General features: G+C 66.2%; 20 protein-coding genes. 7 read left to right on the top strand and 13 right to left on the bottom strand.

What is annotated here, in order from left to right; genetic code table 11:
* Window positions 1–33: 33 nt before the first annotated feature.
* Complete coding sequence (gene grpE, locus AC23D4_RS07515; RefSeq protein ID WP_472889667.1) at window positions 34–594, bottom strand: nucleotide exchange factor GrpE; 561 nt, start codon at window positions 592–594, stop codon at window positions 34–36.
* 141 nt (window positions 595–735) lie between these two features.
* On the opposite strand from grpE, the gene AC23D4_RS07510 reads away from it, so the two are divergent.
* Entirely contained in the window at window positions 736–1,581 is an 846-nt protein-coding gene (locus tag AC23D4_RS07510; protein WP_472889668.1) for a fumarylacetoacetate hydrolase family protein, read from the top strand.
* A gap of 101 nt (window positions 1,582–1,682) precedes the next feature.
* Here AC23D4_RS07510 and AC23D4_RS07505 read toward each other — a convergent pair whose 3' ends face one another.
* The 12 genes from AC23D4_RS07505 to AC23D4_RS07450 all read right to left on the bottom strand — a co-directional run bounded on the left by AC23D4_RS07505 (window position 1,683) and on the right by AC23D4_RS07450 (window position 14,842).
* Window positions 1,683–2,006, bottom strand: coding sequence for a winged helix-turn-helix transcriptional regulator (locus AC23D4_RS07505; RefSeq protein WP_472889669.1), 324 nt, complete (start codon window positions 2,004–2,006; stop codon window positions 1,683–1,685).
* 143 nt (window positions 2,007–2,149) lie between these two features.
* Window positions 2,150–2,683: a MarR family winged helix-turn-helix transcriptional regulator gene (locus AC23D4_RS07500; protein WP_472889670.1), complete on the bottom strand. Its 534-nt coding sequence runs from the start codon at window positions 2,681–2,683 to the stop codon at window positions 2,150–2,152.
* A gap of 45 nt (window positions 2,684–2,728) precedes the next feature.
* Entirely contained in the window at window positions 2,729–4,444 is a 1,716-nt protein-coding gene (locus AC23D4_RS07495; protein ID WP_472889671.1) for an acyl-CoA dehydrogenase family protein, read from the bottom strand.
* A gap of 45 nt (window positions 4,445–4,489) precedes the next feature.
* Window positions 4,490–5,224, bottom strand: a complete 735-nt coding sequence (locus tag AC23D4_RS07490; RefSeq protein ID WP_472889672.1) for an ABC transporter ATP-binding protein — start codon at window positions 5,222–5,224, stop codon at window positions 4,490–4,492.
* 1 nt (window position 5,225) lies between these two features.
* Entirely contained in the window at window positions 5,226–6,995 is a 1,770-nt protein-coding gene (locus AC23D4_RS07485; protein ID WP_472889673.1) for a branched-chain amino acid ABC transporter ATP-binding protein/permease, read from the bottom strand.
* Between the two features lie 4 nt (window positions 6,996–6,999).
* The gene (locus AC23D4_RS07480; protein WP_472889674.1) at window positions 7,000–8,040 is read right to left on the bottom strand and encodes a branched-chain amino acid ABC transporter permease; all 1,041 of its coding nucleotides are present in this window, start codon (window positions 8,038–8,040) and stop codon (window positions 7,000–7,002) included.
* Between the two features lie 236 nt (window positions 8,041–8,276).
* Window positions 8,277–9,410 carry an ABC transporter substrate-binding protein gene (locus AC23D4_RS07475; protein WP_472889675.1) on the bottom strand — a complete coding sequence of 378 codons (1,134 nt, stop codon included), beginning with the start codon at window positions 9,408–9,410 and terminating at the stop codon, window positions 8,277–8,279.
* Window positions 9,411–9,473: 63 nt separating this feature from the next.
* Window positions 9,474–9,893, bottom strand: coding sequence for an acyl-CoA thioesterase (locus AC23D4_RS07470; RefSeq protein ID WP_472889676.1), 420 nt, complete (start codon window positions 9,891–9,893; stop codon window positions 9,474–9,476).
* A 113-nt stretch (window positions 9,894–10,006) separates the two neighbouring features.
* On the bottom strand, window positions 10,007–10,771 hold the full coding sequence (locus AC23D4_RS07465; RefSeq protein WP_472889677.1) for an SDR family NAD(P)-dependent oxidoreductase: 765 nt from the start codon (window positions 10,769–10,771) through the stop codon (window positions 10,007–10,009).
* 1 nt (window position 10,772) lies between these two features.
* Window positions 10,773–12,023, bottom strand: coding sequence for a thiolase family protein (locus tag AC23D4_RS07460; protein ID WP_472889678.1), 1,251 nt, complete (start codon window positions 12,021–12,023; stop codon window positions 10,773–10,775).
* A 13-nt stretch (window positions 12,024–12,036) separates the two neighbouring features.
* The gene (locus AC23D4_RS07455) at window positions 12,037–13,893 is read right to left on the bottom strand and encodes a feruloyl-CoA synthase (RefSeq protein WP_472889679.1); all 1,857 of its coding nucleotides are present in this window, start codon (window positions 13,891–13,893) and stop codon (window positions 12,037–12,039) included.
* Window positions 13,894–14,059: 166 nt separating this feature from the next.
* Entirely contained in the window at window positions 14,060–14,842 is a 783-nt protein-coding gene (locus AC23D4_RS07450) for a crotonase/enoyl-CoA hydratase family protein (RefSeq protein WP_472889697.1), read from the bottom strand.
* 124 nt (window positions 14,843–14,966) lie between these two features.
* On the opposite strand from AC23D4_RS07450, the gene AC23D4_RS07445 reads away from it, so the two are divergent.
* The 6 genes from AC23D4_RS07445 to AC23D4_RS07420 all read left to right on the top strand — a co-directional run bounded on the left by AC23D4_RS07445 (window position 14,967) and on the right by AC23D4_RS07420 (window position 21,459).
* The gene (locus AC23D4_RS07445) at window positions 14,967–15,830 is read left to right on the top strand and encodes an amidohydrolase family protein (protein WP_472889680.1); all 864 of its coding nucleotides are present in this window, start codon (window positions 14,967–14,969) and stop codon (window positions 15,828–15,830) included.
* Window positions 15,831–15,982: 152 nt separating this feature from the next.
* Window positions 15,983–17,011, top strand: a complete 1,029-nt coding sequence (locus AC23D4_RS07440) for a TRAP transporter substrate-binding protein (protein WP_472889681.1) — start codon at window positions 15,983–15,985, stop codon at window positions 17,009–17,011.
* Between the two features lie 242 nt (window positions 17,012–17,253).
* Window positions 17,254–18,294 (top strand): TRAP transporter substrate-binding protein, encoded by a 1,041-nt coding sequence (locus AC23D4_RS07435; RefSeq protein WP_472889682.1) that lies wholly within the window; start codon window positions 17,254–17,256, stop codon window positions 18,292–18,294.
* A gap of 217 nt (window positions 18,295–18,511) precedes the next feature.
* Window positions 18,512–19,033, top strand: a complete 522-nt coding sequence (locus AC23D4_RS07430; RefSeq protein WP_472889683.1) for a TRAP transporter small permease — start codon at window positions 18,512–18,514, stop codon at window positions 19,031–19,033.
* Window positions 19,034–19,035: 2 nt separating this feature from the next.
* Complete coding sequence (locus AC23D4_RS07425; protein ID WP_472889684.1) at window positions 19,036–20,352, top strand: TRAP transporter large permease; 1,317 nt, start codon at window positions 19,036–19,038, stop codon at window positions 20,350–20,352.
* A 117-nt stretch (window positions 20,353–20,469) separates the two neighbouring features.
* Window positions 20,470–21,459, top strand: a complete 990-nt coding sequence (locus tag AC23D4_RS07420; RefSeq protein ID WP_472889685.1) for a Bug family tripartite tricarboxylate transporter substrate binding protein — start codon at window positions 20,470–20,472, stop codon at window positions 21,457–21,459.
* Window positions 21,460–21,467 lie beyond the last annotated feature (8 nt).

Here is a 21,467-nt window from a genome sequence, read left to right as displayed (position 1 = left end):
CCGTTTTTCAAGGGCAGGGCCGCACAAATGCCGTTATTTGGGTGCGGCCACGGTGACCAGGGCCGGGCGCAGCACGCGGTCGGCGATCAGGTAGCCCTTTTGGAGCACGGCGACCACGGTGTTGGCCTCCTGCTCGGCGGGCACCATGCTGATGGCCTGGTGCTGGTGCGGGTCGAACTTGCTGCCGCCGGCGGGCGCGATCTGCACCACCTTGTGCCGCTCCAGCGCGCTCTGGAGCTGTTTGAGCGTGGCTTCTGAGCCTTCGCGCAGCTGTTCGCGGGTGGCTTCCTGGATGGCCAGGCCGGCTTCCAGGCTGTCGGCCACGGCCAGCAGGCTCTCGGCAAAACTTTCCACCGCGAACTTGCGGGCCTTGCTGATGTCGTCCTCGGCCCGGCGGCGCGCGTTTTCGGCCTCGGCCTTGGCGCGCAGGAACTGGTCGGCCAGGTCAGCGTTCTTGGCCTTGAGTTCGGTGACTTCGTTGGTCAGGGCGGCCAGCGCATCGGCTTCGGCCACGGCCGCCGCGGCGAGGGCTTCTTCCGCGTTGAGGGGGGAGGTGTGCTCGGGGGCGGTGGCGGGGTTCGGTGGTTGGATCATGTCGATGAAGAATGGTCGTGAAATCGATGGCAAAGCTGGCCGTGCGCGGTAATTCGGGGCGGTCTGGCCGGATTCAAGGGGGCTGGCGGCAAAAGGGCCCGATGCGGGTGAGAATCGACGTTTTTTCACGGAGACAAGCCCATGAAACTTTTTCGCCACGGCCCGCAGGGCACGGAACAACCCGGTCTGATCGATGCCAGCGGTGCGCTGCGCGACCTCTCGGGCGTGGTGCCGGACATCGGCCCGGCCACCCTGGGGCGTGATTCTATGTCCCGGCTCGCCGCACTGGACCCGGCGTCGCTGCCCCTGCTGCCCGCCGACACCCGCCTGGGTGCCTGCGTGGGCGCCGTGGGCAACGTGGTGTGCATCGGCCTGAACTACGCCGACCACGCCGCCGAATCCGGCCTGAAGGTGCCCGGTCAGCCCATCGTGTTCAACAAGCACAACGGCGCCATCAGCGGCCCGAACGACAGTGTGTGGCTCGCGCCCGGCTCGCAGAAGCTGGACTGGGAGGTGGAGCTGGGCATCGTGATCGGCGAGCGCGCCTTCCATGTGAGCGAAGCGGATGCGCTGAACCATGTGGCCGGGTTCTGTCTGGTGAACGACGTGTCGGAACGGGCCTACCAGACCGAATACGAGGGCCAGTGGACCAAGGGCAAGAGCTACCCGACCCACTGCCCCATCGGTCCCTGGCTGGTGACACCCGACGAACTGGGTGACGAGCAGGATGTGGACCTGTGGCTGGACGTGAACGGCGTGCGCCGCCAGACCGGCAATACGCGCACCATGATCTTCGGCGTGAAGACCATCGTGAGCTACCTGAGCCGCTTCATGGCGCTGATGCCCGGTGACGTGATCCCGACCGGCACGCCGCCCGGGGTGGGCATGGGCCAGAAGCCGCCGGTTTACCTGAAGGCGGGTGACGTGATCACGCTGGGCGGGCGCGGGCTGGGCGAGCAGCGCCAGGTGGTCAGGGACGCCCCCTGAGCCGCTGACGCGACTTCCCCCCGAGGGGGACCACACCAGTGGCCCGGCAAAGCCGGTTCCCCGGTGTGTGCTGGAAGGGTGCCCCTTCTCCGGCTGAAGGTTCAGGCTGCGTGTGCCGCCGCACGCGCCTGCTGGTGCGACCACTTGCTGGCGAACTGCTGCACGTCGTTCATGCGGCGGGCGAGATCGGCGCCCTGGCTGGTGAGCCGGTAGCCGTCGCCACCGTGGTCCACCAGATGGGCGGCGCGCAGTTCTTTCAGGCGGGTGTTGAGGGTGTTGGGGGTGACGCCGCCCACGCTGTCCTGCAGCAGGCGGAAGGTCTGGGGGTGGCCATCGCTCAGTGCCCAGATCACACGCATGGCATAGCGGGATTCCAGCAGATCAAAGAGCTGGATCACGGCGGTATGGTGGTCTTTGGCGCCCATGTTGTGTCTCCTGGTGCAGCCCTCTGTGTCGGGGCTTGAGAAACACTATACGGCGCCTGCTAGCAGTTTGCTAGCTGTGTGCACTGCAGCAATGTGGCGCAATGTCCAACGCTCCGGATATACCCGGATTGCGCGTGTGGGGACTACCGCTGATACACCTTGCGCAGCAGGGCGTTGAGTGTGTCCAGCTCGGCGGGGGTCAGGGTATCGGAGACGTCGTGTTCCAGCCGGGTGGCGGTGAGCTGTGCCTGCTTTTGCAGTTGCTTGCCTTCGGCTGAGAGATGCAGCCCCTGCGCGCGGCGGTCGGACGGGTGGGGCTTGCGTTCGATCAGGCCGCGCTTGTCGAGGTTTTTGATCATGCCCACCAGGTTGGGCGGCAGGATGTCGAGTTCCGCACACAGCTGGCGTGAGGTCACGCCCGGGTTGTGGGCGATGAGCGTGAGCACCGAAAAGTCCACCGGGCGCAGGCCAAAGGGCGCCATGCGCCGCAGGAACACGGTGATCACCGCCAGCGCGGCGCGCCGGGCGTTGTAGCCGAGCAGGGTTTCCAGGTAGCTGGTGTCCAGACCCGAGGAGGCCTCGGGCCCACCGGCGGACGGGCTCGCCGGAGCGGTCCCGGCGGTTTTGCGGGGCGCCCGGGGACGGCGCAGGGTGTTGGCAACGGATGGTTCAGGCATGGCACACAAGCATAGCGCGGGTGGCCGGCGCCCCTTTGACGGGGGTCATGCTCCGTCCAGGCTGGCGTCGAGCATCGCCAGGCGCATGTCGAATTCGGGCCAGACCCAGCGCCAGAAGCCAGTCTGCGCGGCTTGCCAGCGCGACGCCTCGGCCCCGGCGGTGACACCGATGCGGGCCCAGGCCCAGGCCATGAGCAGCATGGCGACGGCGCGCAGGAAGTCGTCGGCCAGCCAGTGGGCGAGGTCGGCGGGGGTGTCCTGGGCGGTGGCGCGCGGCAGCAGGCGCTCCCGCAGGAAGGCGCTGAAACGGTCCAGCTGTGCCCGCACACGCTGGCCCTGGTCGTCGTCGCCCAGATCGTCCGACAGCTCGGCCAGCAGTTGCAGCAAGCCCGCGCCGCCGTCGGGCAGGGTCTTGCGCAGCAGCAGGTCGATCGCCTGGATCTCGTTCGTGCCTTCGTAGATCATGGCCACGCGTGCGTCGCGCACCACCTGCTCGATGCCCCATTCGCGCACGTAACCGTGGCCGCCGAACACCTGCAGGCAGGCGCTCGCGCCGTGAAAGGCCTGGTCGGTCCAGGCGGACTTGAGCACCGGCGTGACCAGGCTGCACCAGCGGCTGGCGCTTTCGCGCCGGGCGGCGTCTTCGTGGTGTTTCAGGATGTCCAGCTCCAGCGCGGTGCGGTAGGCGATCACGCGTCCGGCATCGATCCAGGCCCGCTGGGCGTCGAGGATGCGGCGCATGGCCGGGTGCTGCTCGATCAAATCAGCTTCGCCCGCTTTCGCGCTGCCGCCGGGTGCGCGCATCTGGCGGCGTTCCTTCGAATAGGCGTCGGCCTTCTGCCAGGCGGCGTCGAGCAGGCCGATGCCCTGCAGACCCACGTGCAGGCGGGCGGCGTTCATCATCACGAACATCGCGTTCAGGCCCTTGCCGGGCTCGCCCACGATCCAGCCCGGGGCTTCGTCGAAGCGCATCACGCAGGTGGGGCTGCCGTGCAGGCCCATCTTTTCTTCGATGCGTTCGCACACGACCGCGCTTCTGGACCCGTCCTCGTGGAACTTCGGCACCAGGAACAGCGACAGGCCTTTCGGGCCGGGTGGGCTGTCGGGCAGGCGCGCGAGCACCAGGTGCACGATGTTGTCGGTGAGGTCGTGCTCGCCGCCGGAGATGAAGATCTTGGTGCCCGAGAGCGCGTAGCGGCCGTCGGGCAGCGGCACGGCCTTCGTGCGCGCCAGGCCGAGATCGGAGCCGGCGTGGGGTTCGGTCAGGCACATGGTGGCCAGCCATTCGCCGGTGGCCACTTTCTCCAGGTACTTCGTCTTGAGTTCGTCCGAGGCGTGGTGCTTGATGCACTCGTAGGCGCCGTGCAGCAGGCCGGGCGCCATGGTCCAGCCGTGGTTGGCCGCGCTGAGCATTTCGTAGAGCATGGCCTCCAGCGCGGCCGGCAGACCCTGGCCGCCGTCTTCCACCGCGCAGGCCAGCGAAGGCCAGCCGGCCTGCCAGAAGGCCTGGTAGGCGTCGCGAAAGCCCGGCGGCATGGTGACCGCGCCGGCCTTCCACCGGGCGCCGATCTCGTCGCCGTCGCGATTCAGCGGGGCCACCACTTCGCCGACGAACTTGCCGGCTTCCTCCTCCACCTGGCGCAGCAGGTCGGGGTCGGCGTGTTCAGCCAGTGCGGGCAGCGCGGCCAGGGTCTGCGGCGCGCGCAGCACGTCGAGCAGGATGAAGTGGTGGTCGGCCAGGCGGGGCTGGTAGGCGTTCATGGCGGGGCGGTTCCGGTCGGGCGTGAGTGAAAAAGAGCGGGAGGGTCAGGCGGCCTGGCGCGCGGTGCCCAGGTAGGTTTCGATCACGCGCGGGTCGCTGGCCAGTTCGCTGGCCGGGCCCTGCGCACTGAGCTCGCCCATCTCCAGCACGTAGCCGTGGTCGGCCACCTGCAGGGCGGCGCGCGCGTTCTGCTCCACCAGCACGATGGTCACGCCGGTCTGGCGCAGCGTCTCGATGATGGTGAAGATCTCGCGCACGATCAGCGGCGCCAGTCCCAGGCTGGGCTCGTCGAGCATGAGCAGGTCGGGGCGCGACATGAGCGCGCGGCCCACGGCCAGCATCTGGCGTTCGCCGCCCGAGAGCGTGCCGGCCAGCTGGATGCGGCGTTCCTGCAGGCGCGGGAACAGGCTGTACACGTCGTCGAGCCGGTTGCGCCATTGCGCGTTGCCCAGCCGCATCTGGCGAAAGCCGCCGAGCAGCAGGTTGTCTTCCACCGGCATGGTGCCGAAGAGCTCGCGCTTCTCGGGCACCAGCGACATGCCGTTCATCACACGCTCTTCCAGCGTGAGCGCGCCGATGTCCTGGCCACGGAATTCGATCAGGCCCTTGCCGGGCAGGATGCCCATGAGGGTGTTGAGCAGGGTGGACTTGCCCGCGCCGTTGGGGCCGATCACGGTGATGACGCTGCCCGGCTCGGCCTGGATGTCGATGCCGTGCAGCACCTCGGCGCGGCCGTAGCCGGCGCGCAGGCCCTTGACTTGAAGAATGGGGTTGCTCATTTCAATGCTCCGTGCCGAGATAGGCCGCGCGGACTTTCGGGTCTTGCTGGATCTGCGCGGGCGGACCCTGTGTGAGCAGGGTGCCGAACTCCATCACCACCAGGTGGTCGCAGATCTGCATCACCAGGTCCATGTCGTGCTCCACCAGCAGGATGCTCATGCCTTCGCCCTTCAGCTGGCGCAGCACACCGGCCAGGGCCTGCTTCTCCTGGTGGCGCAGACCGGCCGCGGGCTCGTCGAGCAGCAGCAGGGTCGGGTCGGCGCAGAGGGCGCGCGCGATCTCCATCAGGCGCTGCGGGCCCATGGCGAGGTTGCCGGCCTGCTCGTGCAGGTACTCGCCCATGCCGATGCGTTCGAGCTGGCGCTGCGCTTCCCGGAACAGCTGCTTTTCTTCCGCGCGGTTGGCGCGCAGCATGGCCGGCAGCACGCCTTTGCGCCCGCGGGTGTGCGCGCCCAGCGCCACGTTTTCCAGCACCGTCATGTCGGGGATCATCTTGACGTGCTGGAAGGTGCGTGCCATGCCCAGGCGCGCGATCTCGCGCGAGGGCTTGCCACTGATGTTGCCGCCCTGGAACACCACCTCGCCGCGCGTGGCTGGCAGCACGCCGGTGATGAGGTTGAAGGTGGTGGACTTGCCCGCGCCGTTGGGACCGATCAGGCCCACGATCTGGCCGGCCCGGATCTGGAAGCTGATGTCGTTGACCGCCACCAGACCCCCGAACTGCATGCGCGCCTTCTTCACGTCGAGCACCAGCTCGCCGGCCGTGGGCTTGGCGCGTTCGGGCAGGGCGGCGGCGTCCTGCCAGTCCACCGCGCGCGGCTTCTGTGGCACGCGCTTGCCCACCATGGACCACAGGCCATCGGGCAGGTACTTCAGCACCACCACCAGGGCGATGCCGAACACGATCACCTCGTAGCTGCCGCTGGTGCCGATCAGCTTGGGCAGCAGCACCTGCAACTGGTCTTCGAGCACACGGATCAGGCCGGCGCCGACGATCGCGCCCCACACATGGCCCACGCCACCGACCACCGCCATGAACAGGTACTCGATGCCCATCTTCAGGCCGAAGGCCGAGGGGTTGACCGTGCGCTGGAAGTGCGCGAGCAGCCAGCCCGCCACCGAAGCAAACAGCGCGGCCAGCACGAAGATCGTGACCTTGTAGCGGAAGGTGCTGATGCCCATGGCCTCGGCCATCTGCGAGCCGCCCTTGAGCGAGCGGATGGCGCGGCCCGCGCGCGAGTCCAGCAGGTGGAGCAGGGCCGCGGCGAACGCCAGCAGCAGGGCCCAGGTGAGCACGAAAAAGGCACGGCCCTGGCCAATGTCGAAGCCCGCGATGGACAGGCTCTGGATACCCAGCAACCCGTCGTACTTGCCCAGCGCGTCCAGGTTGCCCATGAGGTAGTAGAGCGAGAGGCCCCAGGCAATGGTGGCCAGGGGCAGGTAGTGGCCCGACATGCGCAGCGTGATCAGCCCCACCAGCAGCGCGCTGGCGGCCGTCAGGCTCATGCCGATGAACAGCGTGAGCCAGGGCGAGATGCCGAGGTTGAGCGTGAGCCAGGCTGTGGTGTAGGCCCCGATGCCGACGAACGCCGCCTGGCCGAACGAGGTGAGCCCACCCACGCCGGTGAGCAGCACCAGGCCCATCACCGTCATGCTGTACATGCCGATGTAGTTGAGCTGCGTGATCCAGAAGTCCGGCAGGGGCAGGACCGCGATCAGAGGAACGGCCGCCGCGAGGATCAGCAGGCCCATGTTTTGAATGTTCTTCATGATCTCAGTGGTCTTCGTCCGAGTGGCCGCTGCGCAGGGAGCGCACCAGCAGTACGGGAAGGATCAGCGTGAACACGATCACTTCCTTGAAGGCGCTGGCCCAGAACGATCCGAACGCCTCGATCACGCCCACGAAGAGCGCCGCGACCAGCGCGCCGGGGTAGCTGGAGAGGCCCGCGGCCACCGCGGCCACGAAGCCCTTGAGGCCGATGAGGAAACCCGAGTCGTAGAACACCGTGGTGGTCGGGCCGATCAGCAGGCCCGAGAGCGCGCCGATGAAGGCCGCCATGGTGAAGGTGAGCTGGCCCGAGGCGTGCGAGGAAATGCCCATGAGGCGTGCACCGGTGCGGTTGACCGCGGTGGCGCGCAGCGCCTTGCCGCGCAGCGAGCGTTCGAAGTACAGCCACAGCAACACGATCAGGGCGATCGTGGCCAGCGCGGTGATGATGGCCTGGCCCGACAGCATGACCGGCCCGATGTTCAGGCGCAGGTCCCAGAAGCTGGGGTTGCGAAAGCCCTCGGCGCCAAAGAACAACAGGCCCAGGCCGGTCATGGCGAAGTGCACGCCCACCGACACGATCAGCAGCACCAGCGGGGTGGCGCTTTCCAGCGACTGGTAGGCCACACGGTAGACCAGCGGGCCATAGACGGTGACGATGGCCACGCTCAGCGCGGCCTGCACGGCCAGCGGAAACTGCTGCGGCGCGGCCCAGATGGCGATGCCCGAGACCACCAGCGGCACGATGAGCATGCGGCCCGCTGCCTTGAACGCCGTGAGCGCGTTGCGGTGGTGCTGCCAGCGGCTGGAAAGCTCCATGAGCGCGGCCACGCCGGCGAGCAGGATCAGCAGCCACACGGTGCCCGGCACCTGGCCGGTCTGGAAGATGGCCAGGGTGAGCGCGCCATAGGCCACGAACTCGCCCTGGGGAATGAAGATGACGCGGGTGACGGTGAACACCAGCACGGTGGCGAGCCCGAGCAGGGCGTACACCGCACCGTTGGTCAAACCGTCCAGCAGAAGAATGCTGGCAATGGAGAAATCCATAAAAGCCCTTAGCGAAAAAAGAAGCGCTCTTGAGACCAGGGACACCGAGGGTCCGGCTACGCCGGCCCCAGGTGTCGCCCCCCTCCCGCCATCAGGCGAGAGAGGGGGGAGCGCCGAAGGCGCGCGGGGGGTGCCCTCCCATACCTGCAGGCCCGAGATGCCGTCCCTCCTCCAAGCGCCGAAGGCGCGCCAGAGAGGGGGGAAGCCGCGTCAGCGGCGCAGGGGGGTGATCCGAATCATTCGACTTTGAACTTGCCGTTCACCACCTTGAGCATCACGCCGGTTTCAAGCGTGTAACCCCAGTGGTCGGTGGGCGTCCAGTTCATCACGCCGTGCGAAAAGATCGTGCGGCCCATGTTTTCCATGCTGTCGCGGATGGCGGCGCGAAACTCGGGCGTGCCCGGTTTGGCCTTCTTGAGTGCCATCGGGATCACTTTCTCCAGTGTGATCTGTGCGTCGTAGGCGTGGCCTGCGAACTGGTTGCGCAGGCCCGCGCCCACGGCCTTTTCATACTTCTGCACGAAATCCACGGCGACCGCCTTGGACGGGTGGCTGTCGGGCAACTGCTCGGCAATCACGGCCGGGCCGGAGACCACGAAAGCACCTTCCACGGCCTTGCCCCCCACGCGCATCAGGTCTTGCGTGGCCGCGGCGTGGGTCTGATAGATCTTGCCCTTGAAACCACGGTCCACCATGGCCATGTGGGGCATGGCTGCGCCGCTGCCCGAAGCCACGATCAGCACCGCGTCGGGGTTGGCGGCGTTGATCTTGAGGGCTTGCGGGGTCACGCTGGTGTCGGTGCGGGCGAAGCGCTCGGTGGCCACCAGCTTGATGCCGGCTTTCTCCAGCAGCGGTGCGGTTTCCTTGAGCCACTGTTCGCCGTAGGCGTCGGTGTAGCCCAGGAAGCCCAGGGTCTTCACGCCCTGCTTCTTCATGTGCTCGACCACCGCATGGCCCATCACGGTGTTGGACTGCGGCAGGCGGAACACCCACTTGTCCTTGCCAGGTGGCAGGCCCACGGGCGAGCCGGTCAGCTGCACGGTGCCGGCTTCGGTGGCGATGTCGCTCATGGCCGCGGCCACGGCGGTGATGCACGAACCGATGATCATGTCCACCTTGTCTTCGGTGACGAAGCGGCGCGCGTTGGCCGCGCCCTTGCCCGGGTCGGTGGCGTCGTCCAGGACGATCAGGTTGATCTTTTCACCCGCGATGGTCTTGGGGAACAGCTTGAACTGGTTCTGCATCGGGATGCCCAGGCCGGAGCCCGGTCCGGTGAGCGCCAGGCTCACACCGATGTTGATGTCTGCTTGCGCCGCGCCGGTGGCGAGCAGGGCGACGGCGGTCGCAATCAGGGTCTTGATGTTTGTCATGGCTTGTCTCCAGGGGGTTGAGGAACGGGGGGACGGGAAAACGGGATACGGTGGGTGCCGGGCTCAGGAGCAGAGCGCCCGGATGTCGGCGGGAACGGGAATGGCCTTGATGCGGCTCGGGTCGTCGGGGTGCCTGATGCAGAAGGCACGGGTTTCGGTACCCTCGCACAATACCTCGTCGCCGCGCATCACGACATGTTTGTGGACCAGCACTTTGTCGCGCCATTCGGTGACGCTGGTGTGGATCTGCAGGCGCTCGCCGTAGGTGGCGGGACGCATGAACCTGGTGTTGATCTCCAGCAGCGGGGTGCCGATGATGCCGGTCGTCTTGACCAGTTCGCGCCACGGCGGCACGCCGCACTTCACGAAAAAGTTCAGCGACGAGGCGTCCATCCACTTCGAGAAGTTGGGAAAGAACACGATGCCGGCGGGATCGCAGTCGCCGAACATCACGTCGACTTCGTACACAACGGTTTTTGACATAGGAGTTTCTGGAAAGTGGGGCTTGAACCGAGGGCGCCGCGGAACCGGCTTTGCCGGGCCGCCAGCGCCGCCCCCTGGGGGGTGACGCCGCGCAGCGGCGGCGCGGGGGGGACTTACCTTGGGGCCATCCTCAGCGCGCCGTCGAGGCGGATCGTTTCGCCGTTCAGGTGGCCGTTCGTCACGATGTGGGTGGCGAGTTGCGCGAACTCTTCGGGCCTGCCCAGGCGCTGCGGGAACGGAATGCTCGCGGCCAGCGATTGCTGCACCGGCTCGGGCAGGGTCTTCATCAGGGGCGTGAGGAACAGGCCGGGGGCGATGGTGCAGACGCGGATGCCGTGCTGCGCCAGGTCGCGTGCCATCGGCAGCGTCATGCCGGCCACGCCGGCCTTGGAGGCGCTGTAGGCCTGCTGGCCCACCTGGCCGTCGAACGCGGCGACGCTGGCGGTGAACACCATCACGCCGCGCTCGCCGTCTTCCATCGGGTCCAGCTTGGCGCAGGCCGCCGCGAACAGGCGCGCGGCGTTGTAGGTGCCGATCAGGTTGACGTTGATGACGCGCGCGAAGTCTTCCAGCGGGGCGGCGTTGCCGTCCTTGCCGACCACGCGCTTGGCGCTGCCGATGCCGGCGATCTGCATCAGGATGCGCGCCGGGCCGTGGGCAGCTGCGGCGCTTTCGATGGCGGCCTGCATGCTCTCCGGGTTGCTCACGTCGCACGGGCAGGCCACGCCGCCGATCTCGGCCGCGACGCGTTGTGCGTTCTCCAGATTCAGATCGAGCACCGCGACCCTGGCGCCCAGGCGGGCGAGTTCGCGGGCGGTGGCTTCACCGAGGCCGGAGCCTCCGCCGGTGACGAGGGCGGCTTGTCCTTGAATGTTCATTTCAGTTTCCTTCCAGGTTCTCAATGAGGAGGGCAATGCCCTGGCCACCGCCCACACAGGCGCTGGAGATGCCGTACTTCTTGCCGCTGCGCTGCAGTTCGCGCGCCAGCGTGAGCGTCAGGCGCACGCCGGTGGCGGCCAGCGGATGGCCGAGTGCGATGGCGCCGCCGTTGACGTTCAGCTTGGTGAGGTCCAGGCCGAGTTCACGGCCCACAGCCAGCGTCTGCGCACCCTGGGCTTCGTTGATCTCGAAGCGGGCGATGTCGTCGAGCTTCAGGCCGGTGCGCTCCAGCAGCAGGCGGATGGCCGGCGCCGGGCCGATGCCCATGATCTCGGGCGGCACGCCCACGGCCGCCGCGGCGACCACGCGCGCCAGCGGCGTTTTGCCCTGGGCCTTGGCGTAGGCACCCGAAGCGACCACACAGGCGGCCGCCGCGTCCACCAGGGCCGCGCTGTTGCCACCGGTCTGCACGCCACCCTCGTACACAGGTTTGAGTTTGGCCAGCACCTCGGGCGGTGAGATGCGCGGGTGGGTGTCGGTCGCCACTTCGGTGACTTTGCCCTGCAGCCGGATGCCGCGCGGCTTGTAGCCGTCGAGCTCGAACTTCTCGCTGATCACCGCCACGATTTCACCGGCCAGGAAGCCGCTTTCCTGCGCGGCCACCGCCTTGGCGAACGAGGACGAAGCGAAGGCATCGACCTCTTCGCGCGTGATGCCGTATTTCTTCGCCAGGTTCTCGGCGGTCTGGATCATGTTGATGCCGGCCGCCGGGTCTTTCAGCGCTTCCCACATGTAGTCCTTGAAGCCCACCGGTGCACCCAGCTTGAAGCCGGTGCGGTGGTCAAACGCCGCGATGGGGTTGCGCGTCATGCTCTCGGTGCCCACCACCAGCGCGGCCTCGCAGGCACCGCCCTGGATGTGTTCGCCCGCCTGGCGGAACAGCTCGAAGCCGGTGCCGCAGATGCGCTGCGCCATGATCGCCGGCACCTCCACCGGCACGCCGGCGTAGAGGCCGATGTGGCGCGGCAGGAAGAACTGGTCAAAGTCGCCGGGCGCCATGTTGCCGGTGACCACCGAGCCGATGTGATCGCCCGGCACGCCCGCTCGCGCCAGCGCTTCGCGGGCGGCCTTGATGCCCAGGTCGGTGGGCGAGATGTGGCCGAGCGCGCCACAGTAGTCGACCATCGGCGTGCGCACGCCGTCGAGGATGAACACGTCGGCAAACGCGTTGAAGAAGCCTTTTTGTGCCATGGTGGGTGTCTCCTCAGACTTGAGGTTTGATGATGTAGCGCAAGCCGTCAGAGTGCAGTTTGGCCACGGTGTCGGCGCGGTGCGTCAGCACGGCGCGCTGGTTGATCGATCCCTTGTCGGTGACTTCGCCGCGGTCGATGGTGGGCGGGTCGGCCAGCAGGCACATGCGGGCGATGCGGTTGGCGCTGCCGGTGGCGGTCTTGGCCAGTTCGTTCACGATCGACTGGAACTGCGCCAGCACGGCGGGGTGGTCGAGCACGTCGTGCATCGAGGCATCGGCGGGCAGGTCGCTCAGGTTGCGCACGGCCGTGGTGGGGAACACCATGGCTCCGACTTCCTTGAGGTTGATGCCGGTGAGCACCACGTCCTGGATGTAGGGTGCGCCAGCCGCGATGATCTTGCCGCGCAGCGGGCCGACGCTCACGAAGGTGCCGGTGGCGAGCTTGAAGTCCTCGGCGATGCGGCCGTCGAACTTCAGGCCCATGTGCACGTCGGTTTCGTCGATCCACTTCACCGCGTCGCCGGTCTTGAAGAAACCTTCTTCGTCGAAGGCCTCGGCCGTCTCCTCGGGCTGGCGCCAGTAGCCTGGCGTGATGTTGGGGCCGCGGTAACGCACCTCGGTCTTGCCCTGCATGTCCACCAGCTTGAGCTCCAGGCCGGGCGTGGGCAAGCCAAGGTCGCCGGCCTTCACGTTGGGGTTGGTCACGAAGATGCCAAAGGGGCCGGACTCGGTCATGCCCAGGCCCGTGGTCATGACGATGCGTTCGCCGATCTCGCGCTCCTGGCTTTCGAACAGGCTGTCCCAGATCGGCTGCGCCAGCGCCGCACCTGCGTAGAAGAACATGTTCACCTTGGACAGCAGCGTCTTGCGCAACAGGTCGTCGGTCTTCATCGCGTTGGCGATGGCCTCGAAGCCGGTCGGCACGTTGAAGTACACCGTGGGCGCGATCTCGCGCAGGTTGCGCAGGGTCTCGTTCATCAGCGCGGGCGTCGGCTTGCCGTCGTCGATGTACAGCGTGCCGCCGTGGTAGATCACCATGCCGAAGTTGTGGTTGCCGCCGAAGGTGTGGTTCCAGGGCAGCCAGTCCACCAGCACCAGCGGCTTCTCGGCCAGCACGGGCATGGACTGTGTCATCTGCTGCTGGTTGGCGCACCACAGGCGCTGCGTGTTGATCACGGCCTTGGGCATCTTGGTCGAGCCCGAGGTGAAGAGGAACTTGGCGATGGTGTCCGGTCCGGTGGCGGCCATGGCGGCGTCCACCGCGGGCGTGGGCTCGGTGGCCAGCAGCGCGGCGAACGAGGTGGTGTCGCGGCCCGGCACGGTGCCTTTGGTGGTGACCAGTTCCACGGCGTCACCCAGCGTGGCGAGCATGGCGCGGCTGTAGCGCAGCGCGTCGCTGGCAAACACCAGACCCGGCGTCAGCGTCTTCACCACGTGGTGCAGCTTGTCGAAGTCCTGGCTGATCAGCGAGTAGGCCGGCGAGGTCGGGCAGTAAGCCACGCCGGCGTACAGGCAGCCCAGCGCCAGCAGCGCGTGTTCCAGATCGTTTTCGCTCAGGATCAGCACCGGTCGCTCGGAGCTCAGGCCGCGGTTCAGCAGGCCCTGGCCGATGCGACGCGCCGCGTCCAGCGCCTGCGCGAACGTGATGTGTTGCCAGTCGCCGGTGCTGCCGTCGGTGTTCTTCACGCGGCGCGCAAACAGGGTCTGGTCCGGGCGTTCTTTCGCCCAGTGCACCAGCCGGTCGGTCAGGCGATCGGGGATGGGCAACAACGCCTGGTCAGCGGCCAGGTAGTGCACACCGGTGTCACCGTCGCGCAGGGTGGCGCGGGTGACGCCGAATTTCAGGGGGCGGTATTTCGCTGCGGTCATGTCTTGTCTCCAGGAAATCTTTGTACGTCTTCGAGGCCTGGCTGTCGCACGAGAGGCTGCGTTGCCGAGGTCGGCGCGGAACCGGCTTTGCCGGGCCTTTGCTGGCGCCCCTTGAGGGGGTGACGCCGCAGGCGGCGCAGGGGTGGTCTGTTCCCCGCGCAGGGGGTTATCCCTTCGTCACCTTCGCTGCTTTCCCTTCGAGGAAAGCGCGCACACGTTCTTTGGCTTCGGGCGCACTCTGGGCAATGGACGCCATCAGCGCCTCGGTGAACAGGCCGTGGTCGGCAGGCTGTTCGGCAATGCGGGGCAGGGCGTGCATGAGCGCGTAGTTGGTCATGGGCGCGTTGGTGGCGATGCGGGTGGCCAGCTCGATGGCTTTGTCCAGCGCGGTGCCGGTGGGCACGAGGTACTGCGCCAGGCCGATGCGCTCGCCGTCGGCGGCGTTGTAGACGCGGCCGGTGAGCATCATGTCGGTCATGCGCGCCGCGCCGATCAGCTTGGGGACACGCACCGCGCCACCACCGCCCACGAAGATGCCGCGTGTGCCTTCGGGCAAGGCGTAGAAGGTGGTTTCGTCGGCCACGCGGATGTGGCAGGCGCTGGCCAGTTCCAGGCCACCGCCGACCACCGCGCCGTGCAGCGCGGCGATCACGGGCACGCTGCCTTTTTCGACGCAGTCGAGCGCGGCGTGCCACATGCGCGAGTGCATCACGCCTTCGCCCGCATCGCGTTCGCTCAGTTCCGACAGGTCCAGGCCGGCGCAGAAGTGTTCACCGCTGCCGTCGATGACCGCGGCACGCACGCTCCTGGGCAGGTTCTGGAACAGATCGCGGATCGCGAGGATCAGACCGTCGTTCAGTGCGTTGCGCTTGGCCGCGCGGTTGAGCGTGACAACGGCGACTTCGGACTGTTCGCCACGCAGGTTCAGGGTCAGATCGGGGTGGGTGATGGCGTTCATGATGAAGGAGGTTTAACCTGCTTGTTGAGTGGTGTGATTATTGTTATAACCAATAACTAAATCAAGAAAAACCCGTCGGTTTCACCCCCGTGTTTACCCTTAGGAAAGAACCACCATGGACCACCACAACCTCATCGCCATCGACATCCACACCCACGCCGAAGTGAGCTGTCGCAACCCTTTTGACAACTACGGCGAGGAGTACGACCGCGCGGCGGACAAGTACTTCGGCAGCAACCGCCGGCCGACCATCGCCGAGACGGTGGCGTATTACCGCGAGAAGAAAATCGGTCTGGTGATGTTCACGGTGGACAGCGAGAGCCAACTGGGCCGCCGCCGCATTCCGAACGAAGAAATCGCCCAGGCCGCTCGCGAGAACAGCGACATGATGGTGGCCTTCGCCAGCATCGATCCACACAAGGGCAAGATGGGCGCACGCGAGGCCGAGCGCCTGATCAAGGAAGAGGGCATCAAGGGCTTCAAGTTCCACCCCACGGTGCAGGGCTACCACCCCTACGACAAGATGGCCTGGCCGATCTACGAGGTGATCAACGCCCACAAGCTGCCCGCGATCTTCCACACCGGCCACAGCGGCATCGGTTCGGGCATGCGCTGCGGCGGCGGCCTGCGGCTGGAGTACAGCAATCCCATGCACCTGGACGACGTGGCGATCGACTTCCCCGACATGCAGATCGTCATGGCGCACCCCAGCTTCCCCTGGCAGGACGAGGCGCTGTCGGTCGCCACGCACAAGCCCAACGTGTGGATCGACCTCTCGGGCTGGAGCCCGAAGTACTTCCCCAAGCAGCTGGTGCAGTACGCCAACACGCTGCTGAAAGACCGCATCCTGTTCGGCAGCGACTACCCGCTGATCACCCCCGAGCGCTGGATGAAGGATTTTGAAGTCGCCGGCTTCAAGCCCGAGGTGATGCCCGGCATCCTGAAAGGCAACGCCGTGCGCCTGCTGGGACTGGCCTGAACCGGCCCCGAACCCCGGTGTGCGTCACCCTGGCTAGGGAAAACACCCATGCAATCCGGTGTGTTTATGGTTATAAATAATAACCAACAGGGATCGGTCGACTGAAACGCACGCCGCCGCTCCCTGTTTGGGTCCCACCACCGGAGAAACGCATGACTGCATGGAAATTCAAGATCGCCACGTTGGCGCTGGCCGCCTCGACCAGCCTGTCCGCTTTCGCGCAGGAAGTGACCCTGCGCCTGCACCAGTTCCTGCCGCCGCAGGGCACGGTGCCGGCCAAGGCGCTGGCCCCCTGGGCGAAGAAGATCGAGGCCGATTCGAACGGTCGCATCAAGATCCAGATGTTCAGCTCGATGCAGCTGGGCGGCACCCCACCGCAGCTGTACGACCAGGCGCGTGACGGCGTGGTCGACATCGTCTGGACGCTGCCGGGCTACACGCCGGGCCGCTTCCCCAAGTCGGAGGTGTTCGAGCTGCCGTTCATCGCGGGACTGTCGGCCGAGAAGACCTCTCGTGCGCTGTGGGAGTACGTGCAGAAGAACGCCCTGGATGAGTACAAGGATGTCCACGTGCTGGCTGTGCACACCCACGGCCCCGGCCTGTTTCACACCAAGCAGCCGGTGGTTGGCCTGGAAAGCCTGCGCGGCATGAAGATCCGGGGAGGCACCCGTGTGGTCAACGACATGCTGGTCAAGCTGGGCGCCACGCCGGTGGGCATGCCGGTGCCGGCCGTGACCGAAGCCTTGTCCAAAGGTGTGCTGGACGGCACCACGATCCCCTGGGAAGTGGCGCCAGCCCTGAAAGTGCATGAACTGGTCAAGCACCACACCACCTTTGCCGGTGACCGGGCTCTGTACGTGACGACCTTTGTGGTCGCCATGAACAAGGGCGCCTACAACAAGCTGCCGGCCGATCTGAAGAAGGTCATCGACGACAACTCGGGTCTCGAATTCAGCGCCATGATCGCCCGCACCCAGGATGTGGGTGACAACGTGGGTCGCGACCTGGCTGTGAAGGCCGGCAACAAGATCACCGAACTCGATGCGGCCGAAGTGCAGCGCTGGAAGCGCACCGCTGGCGTGGTCGAAAGCGATTGGGTCAACGACATGAAGGCCAAAAACATCGACGGCGCCAAGCTGGCTTCCGAAGCGCGTGCACTGATCGCGAAACACGCGAAATAAGCACCGGTTCGGGATGCAGAAAAGGCCGGGCTGTCCAGACCCGGCCTTTTCATGTCATGCCGATCTGACATTGAACCAGTTGGTACATGCCAACCCGGAATAACTGAAAGAAGCGATCCGATCTGGTCAACCACCCCGATCTGGTTCAAAGTTCCAAGGCTTGCCATACGATGGCTGTGCCATGACGCGGCCGCCTGCGCCGCTGATCAGCGGACCGTTTTTTTCATCCTCCGGAGAACCCCATGAGTTTCATGAAACGCCGTACCACCCTGGCCGCGCTCGGCGCTGCCCTGACCACCCTGATGGCTGGCAGCGCGCTGGCCCAGCAGACCGTGACACTGCGCCTGCATCAGTTCCTGCCGCCCCAGGCACCCATCCCTTCGAAAGCACTGGTGCCCTGGGCCAAGAAGGTCGAGGCCGAGTCGGGTGGCCGCATCAAGGTGCAGCTGTTCCATGCCATGGCCATGGGCGGCACGCCGCCGCAGCTGTTTGACCAGGCACGCGACGGCGTGGCCGACATCACCTGGACCGTGCTGGGTTACACCCCGGGCCGTTTCAACAAATCCGAGGTTTTCGAGCTGCCCTTCATGGGCGGTGTGTCCGAACAGTCCTCGCGCGCCTTCCAGGAATACGTTGAAAAGTTCGCGGCCGACGAATTCCGCAGTGTCAAGCTGCTGGCGGTGCACACCCATGGCCCCGGCCTGTTCCACACCAAGCAGCCGGTGACGGGGCTGGAGAGCCTGCGCGGCATGAAGATCCGTGGTGGCTCGCGCATCATCAACAACATGTTGGGCAAGCTCGGCGCCACGCCGGTGGGCATGCCGGTGCCGGCGGTGACCGAGGCCCTGTCAAAGGGTGTGATCGACGGCACGACCATCCCCTGGGAGGTGACGCCTTCGCTCAAGATCACCGAGCTGGTGAAGAACCACACCACGTTCGCGGGCAAGGAAGGCCTGTTCACCCAGACCTTTGCCTTCACCATGAACCGTGCCGCCTACGACAAGCTGCCGGCCGATCTGAAGCAGGTGATCGACAACAACTCGGGCGTCGAAACCGCGGCCATGTTCGGCCGCGTGATGGACGAGGCCGACAAGGTGGGCCGCGACATCGCCGTCAAGGCCGGCAACAACATCGTGGCACTCGACGCGGCCGAGACCCAGCGCTGGCGCCGCACGGCGGGGGCCGTGGAAGCCGACTGGGTCAAGGAGATGAAGGGCAAGAACATCGACGGCGCCAAGCTGGCGTCGGAGGCCCGTGCGTTGATTGCCAAGCACTCGAAGTAAGTGTCTGGTGTGGCCGCCCTTGGGGGCCCCGTCTTCTGACGGGGTCTGCCGGAGGCATTTTCTGCCGGGGCCGGTGGTCGAAAAAATTTCGATAAGGTTAATCGATTCAACAATAAGAAATTTTCGGCTATAGTCCGCCGCTGCGCGAAGGGCGGCGACGGAAGAAAAACCATGGGAGACAATTGGCGATCGCCAAATCCCGAAACAAGGACCAGAAATGATTGACTGGATTTACCGGCTTGCCCGGTGGACCGCCCTGTTTGGCGGCATCATGCTCGTGGCACTGACCCTCATGGTCGTGGCCAGCGTCGCCGGACGTGCGCTGATCGGCATCGGGCTCGGGCCCGTGCCGGGCGACTTTGAGCTGGTGGAAGTGGGTGTCGGCATCGCCATTTTCTTCTTCATGCCCTGGTGCTACCTGCGCGGTGGCCACGCCACGGTGGACCTGCTCTACATGCACACGCCGAGGTGGGCGCAGAAGGCCGTGGACACCGGCAGCGACGTGCTGATGACCCTGGTCTGGCTGGTGCTGACCTGGAAGCTCTGGGAGGGCATGCTGGAGAAGCGGGAGTACCAGGAGACGACCTTCATCCTGCAGATGCCGGTGTGGTGGGCCTATGCCCTGTGCCTGGTGGGTGCCGTGATCGGCTGCGTCTGTTATGTCACCAAAACCCTGACCCGTTTTGGCCTGGGGTCCGAGCCCAAGGGCTGGACCGTTGAATCCAACGCGGGGCACTGAACATGTCAACTGTCGAACTCGCGCTCTGGTCGTTCCCGCTCCTGCTGCTGATGATCTTCATCCGCGTGCCCATCGGTCTGTCCATGCTGGTGTGTGGACTGGGTGGTGCCTGGATGGTCTACGGATCCGTGGATCCCATCCTCAACCAGCTCAAGCAGGTGACTTACAGCACCTTCTCGAACTACAACCTGTCGGTCATTCCGCTGTTCCTGCTCATGGGGCAGTTCGCTGCGCTGGGCGGCCTGTCGCAGGCGCTGTTCAAGGCGGCCGAGGCCTGGATCGGTCACCGCAAGGGCGGTGTGGCCATGGCCGCAGTGGGGGCCTGCGCCGGCTTCGGCGCCATCTGCGGCTCCTCGCTGGCGACCGCCGCGACGATGGGTCAGGTAGCCTTGCCCGAACTCAAACGCGCGGGTTACGCCGGTGGCATCTCCACCGCCTGCCTGGCCGCGGGCGGCACGCTGGGCATCCTGATCCCGCCGTCGGTGGTGCTGGTGATCTACGCCATCCTGACCGAGCAGAACATCGCCAAGCTGTTCCTGGCCGCGTTCGTGCCCGGCATCCTGGCGGCCGTGGGCTACATGATCGTGATCGCGATCTATGCGCGCCTCAAACCGCATGAAGTGGGCTCCATGGCGCCCATGCCCATGAAGGACCGCTGGATCGCCACCGTCAAGGTCTGGCCGGTGATGGTGATCTTCATCGCCGTGGTCGGCGGTATCTACACCGGCCTGTTCACGCCCACCGAGGGTGCGGCCATCGGCGCGTTCGGCACCGGCCTCTCGGCCTGGTTCAGCGGTGGCCTCAACCGCAAGACCTTGCTGGGTGCGGTGCTGGGCACGGCCATCGCCACCGGCATGATCTTCATGATCGTGCTGGGCGCCGGCCTGTACAACACTTTCCTGGCCCTGTCGCAGTTGCCGCAGGAAGCCGCGAGCATGGTGTCGGGCTGGGGCGTGAGTCCCACCCTGGTGCTGATCGCTATTTTGTTGCTGTATGTGGTGCTGGGCTGCTTCATGGACTCGCTGTCCATGATCCTGCTGACGATCCCCGTGTTCTTCCCCATCGTGACCGCGCTCGACTTCGGCCTGCCGCCCGAGGAGTTCGCCATCTGGTTCGGCATCCTGGTGCTGATCGTGGTGGAGGTGGGGCTGATCACGCCACCGGTGGGCATGAACCTGTTCGTCATCAACTCGATGGCGCGCGACACCCCGATCACGCAAACCTACCGCGCCATCATGCCCTTCGTCACCAGCGACTTCATCCGCACCGCGATCCTGGTGGCCTTCCCTGGCATCACGCTGTTTGTGCTGCGTCTGTGAAGGCCGGTTATTGAAAGCCTGCATAGCTGAAAGGGCCTGCAAGCAATTGCAGGCCCTTTTTCTGGGCGCACCATTGGGGCGGCTTTGGCGAGCGACACCCCGGAACAGGAGACCTGCATGAACCTCAAGACTTTGTTTTCACGGCGCACCGTGGTGGTTTCCGCCATCGCCCTGGGTGCTTTTGGCCTGGCCACACCCGCGATGGCACAGGCCTTTCCCAGCAAGCCGCTGCGCATCGTGGTGCCGTTCGCCGCCGGGGGTGCCGGTGACCTCACGGCCCGCATCGTGGGCGCAGCGTTGAGCCAGTCGCTGGGCCAGCCGGTCACCATTGAAAACCGCCCCGGCGCCGGTGGTGTGGTGGCCGCCAGAACGGTGGCGCGTGCCGAGTCCGACGGCCACACCCTGTTCCTCATGTCCAACGGCACCGCCGTGACCGCCAGCCTGTACAAGAGCCTGCCCTACGACACGCTCAAGGACTTCACACCCGTCTCCACGCTCGGTACTTTTGATCTGGTGGTGCTGGTGCCGGCCGACTCGCCTCACAAGACCCTGGGCGATCTGGTTGCGTTCGCCAAGGCCAACCCCAACCAGCTCAACATCGGCAGCATCAACATCGGCAGCACGCAGAACCTGGCGGCCGAGCTGTTCAAGTCCAGCGCCGACATGGACGCCCAGATCGTGCCTTTCAACGGCACGCCGAACCTGGTTGGTGCCTTGCGTGGCCAGCAGGTGGATGCCGCCGTCGAGATCCTCGGTCCGGCGCTGACGCAGATCCAGGCCGGCGCCTTCCGCGCCCTGGCGGTCACCGGCCAGAAGCGTTCCACTGTGCTGCCCGAGGTGCCGACCGCCGTCGAGCAGGGCGTGAAGGGTTTTGTGGCCTCGTCCTGGAACGCGTTGGCCGTGCCCTCGAAGACACCGCGTGACGTGGTCGCGCGCCTGAACAAGGACATCAACGCCGCACTCGCGAAACCCGACGTCCGAAAAAAGCTGGCCGACCTGAACATCGACCCCGATGGCAGCACGCCCGAGCAGGCGGCTGAACTGCTGGCCACCGACATCAAACGCTGGGGCGCGGTGATCGAGCGCGCAAACATCCCGAAACAATGAGAGAGGAT

The organism is Hydrogenophaga sp. L76, from assembly GCF_057654755.1.
This window is presented reverse-complemented; position numbering and strand designations above follow the sequence as displayed.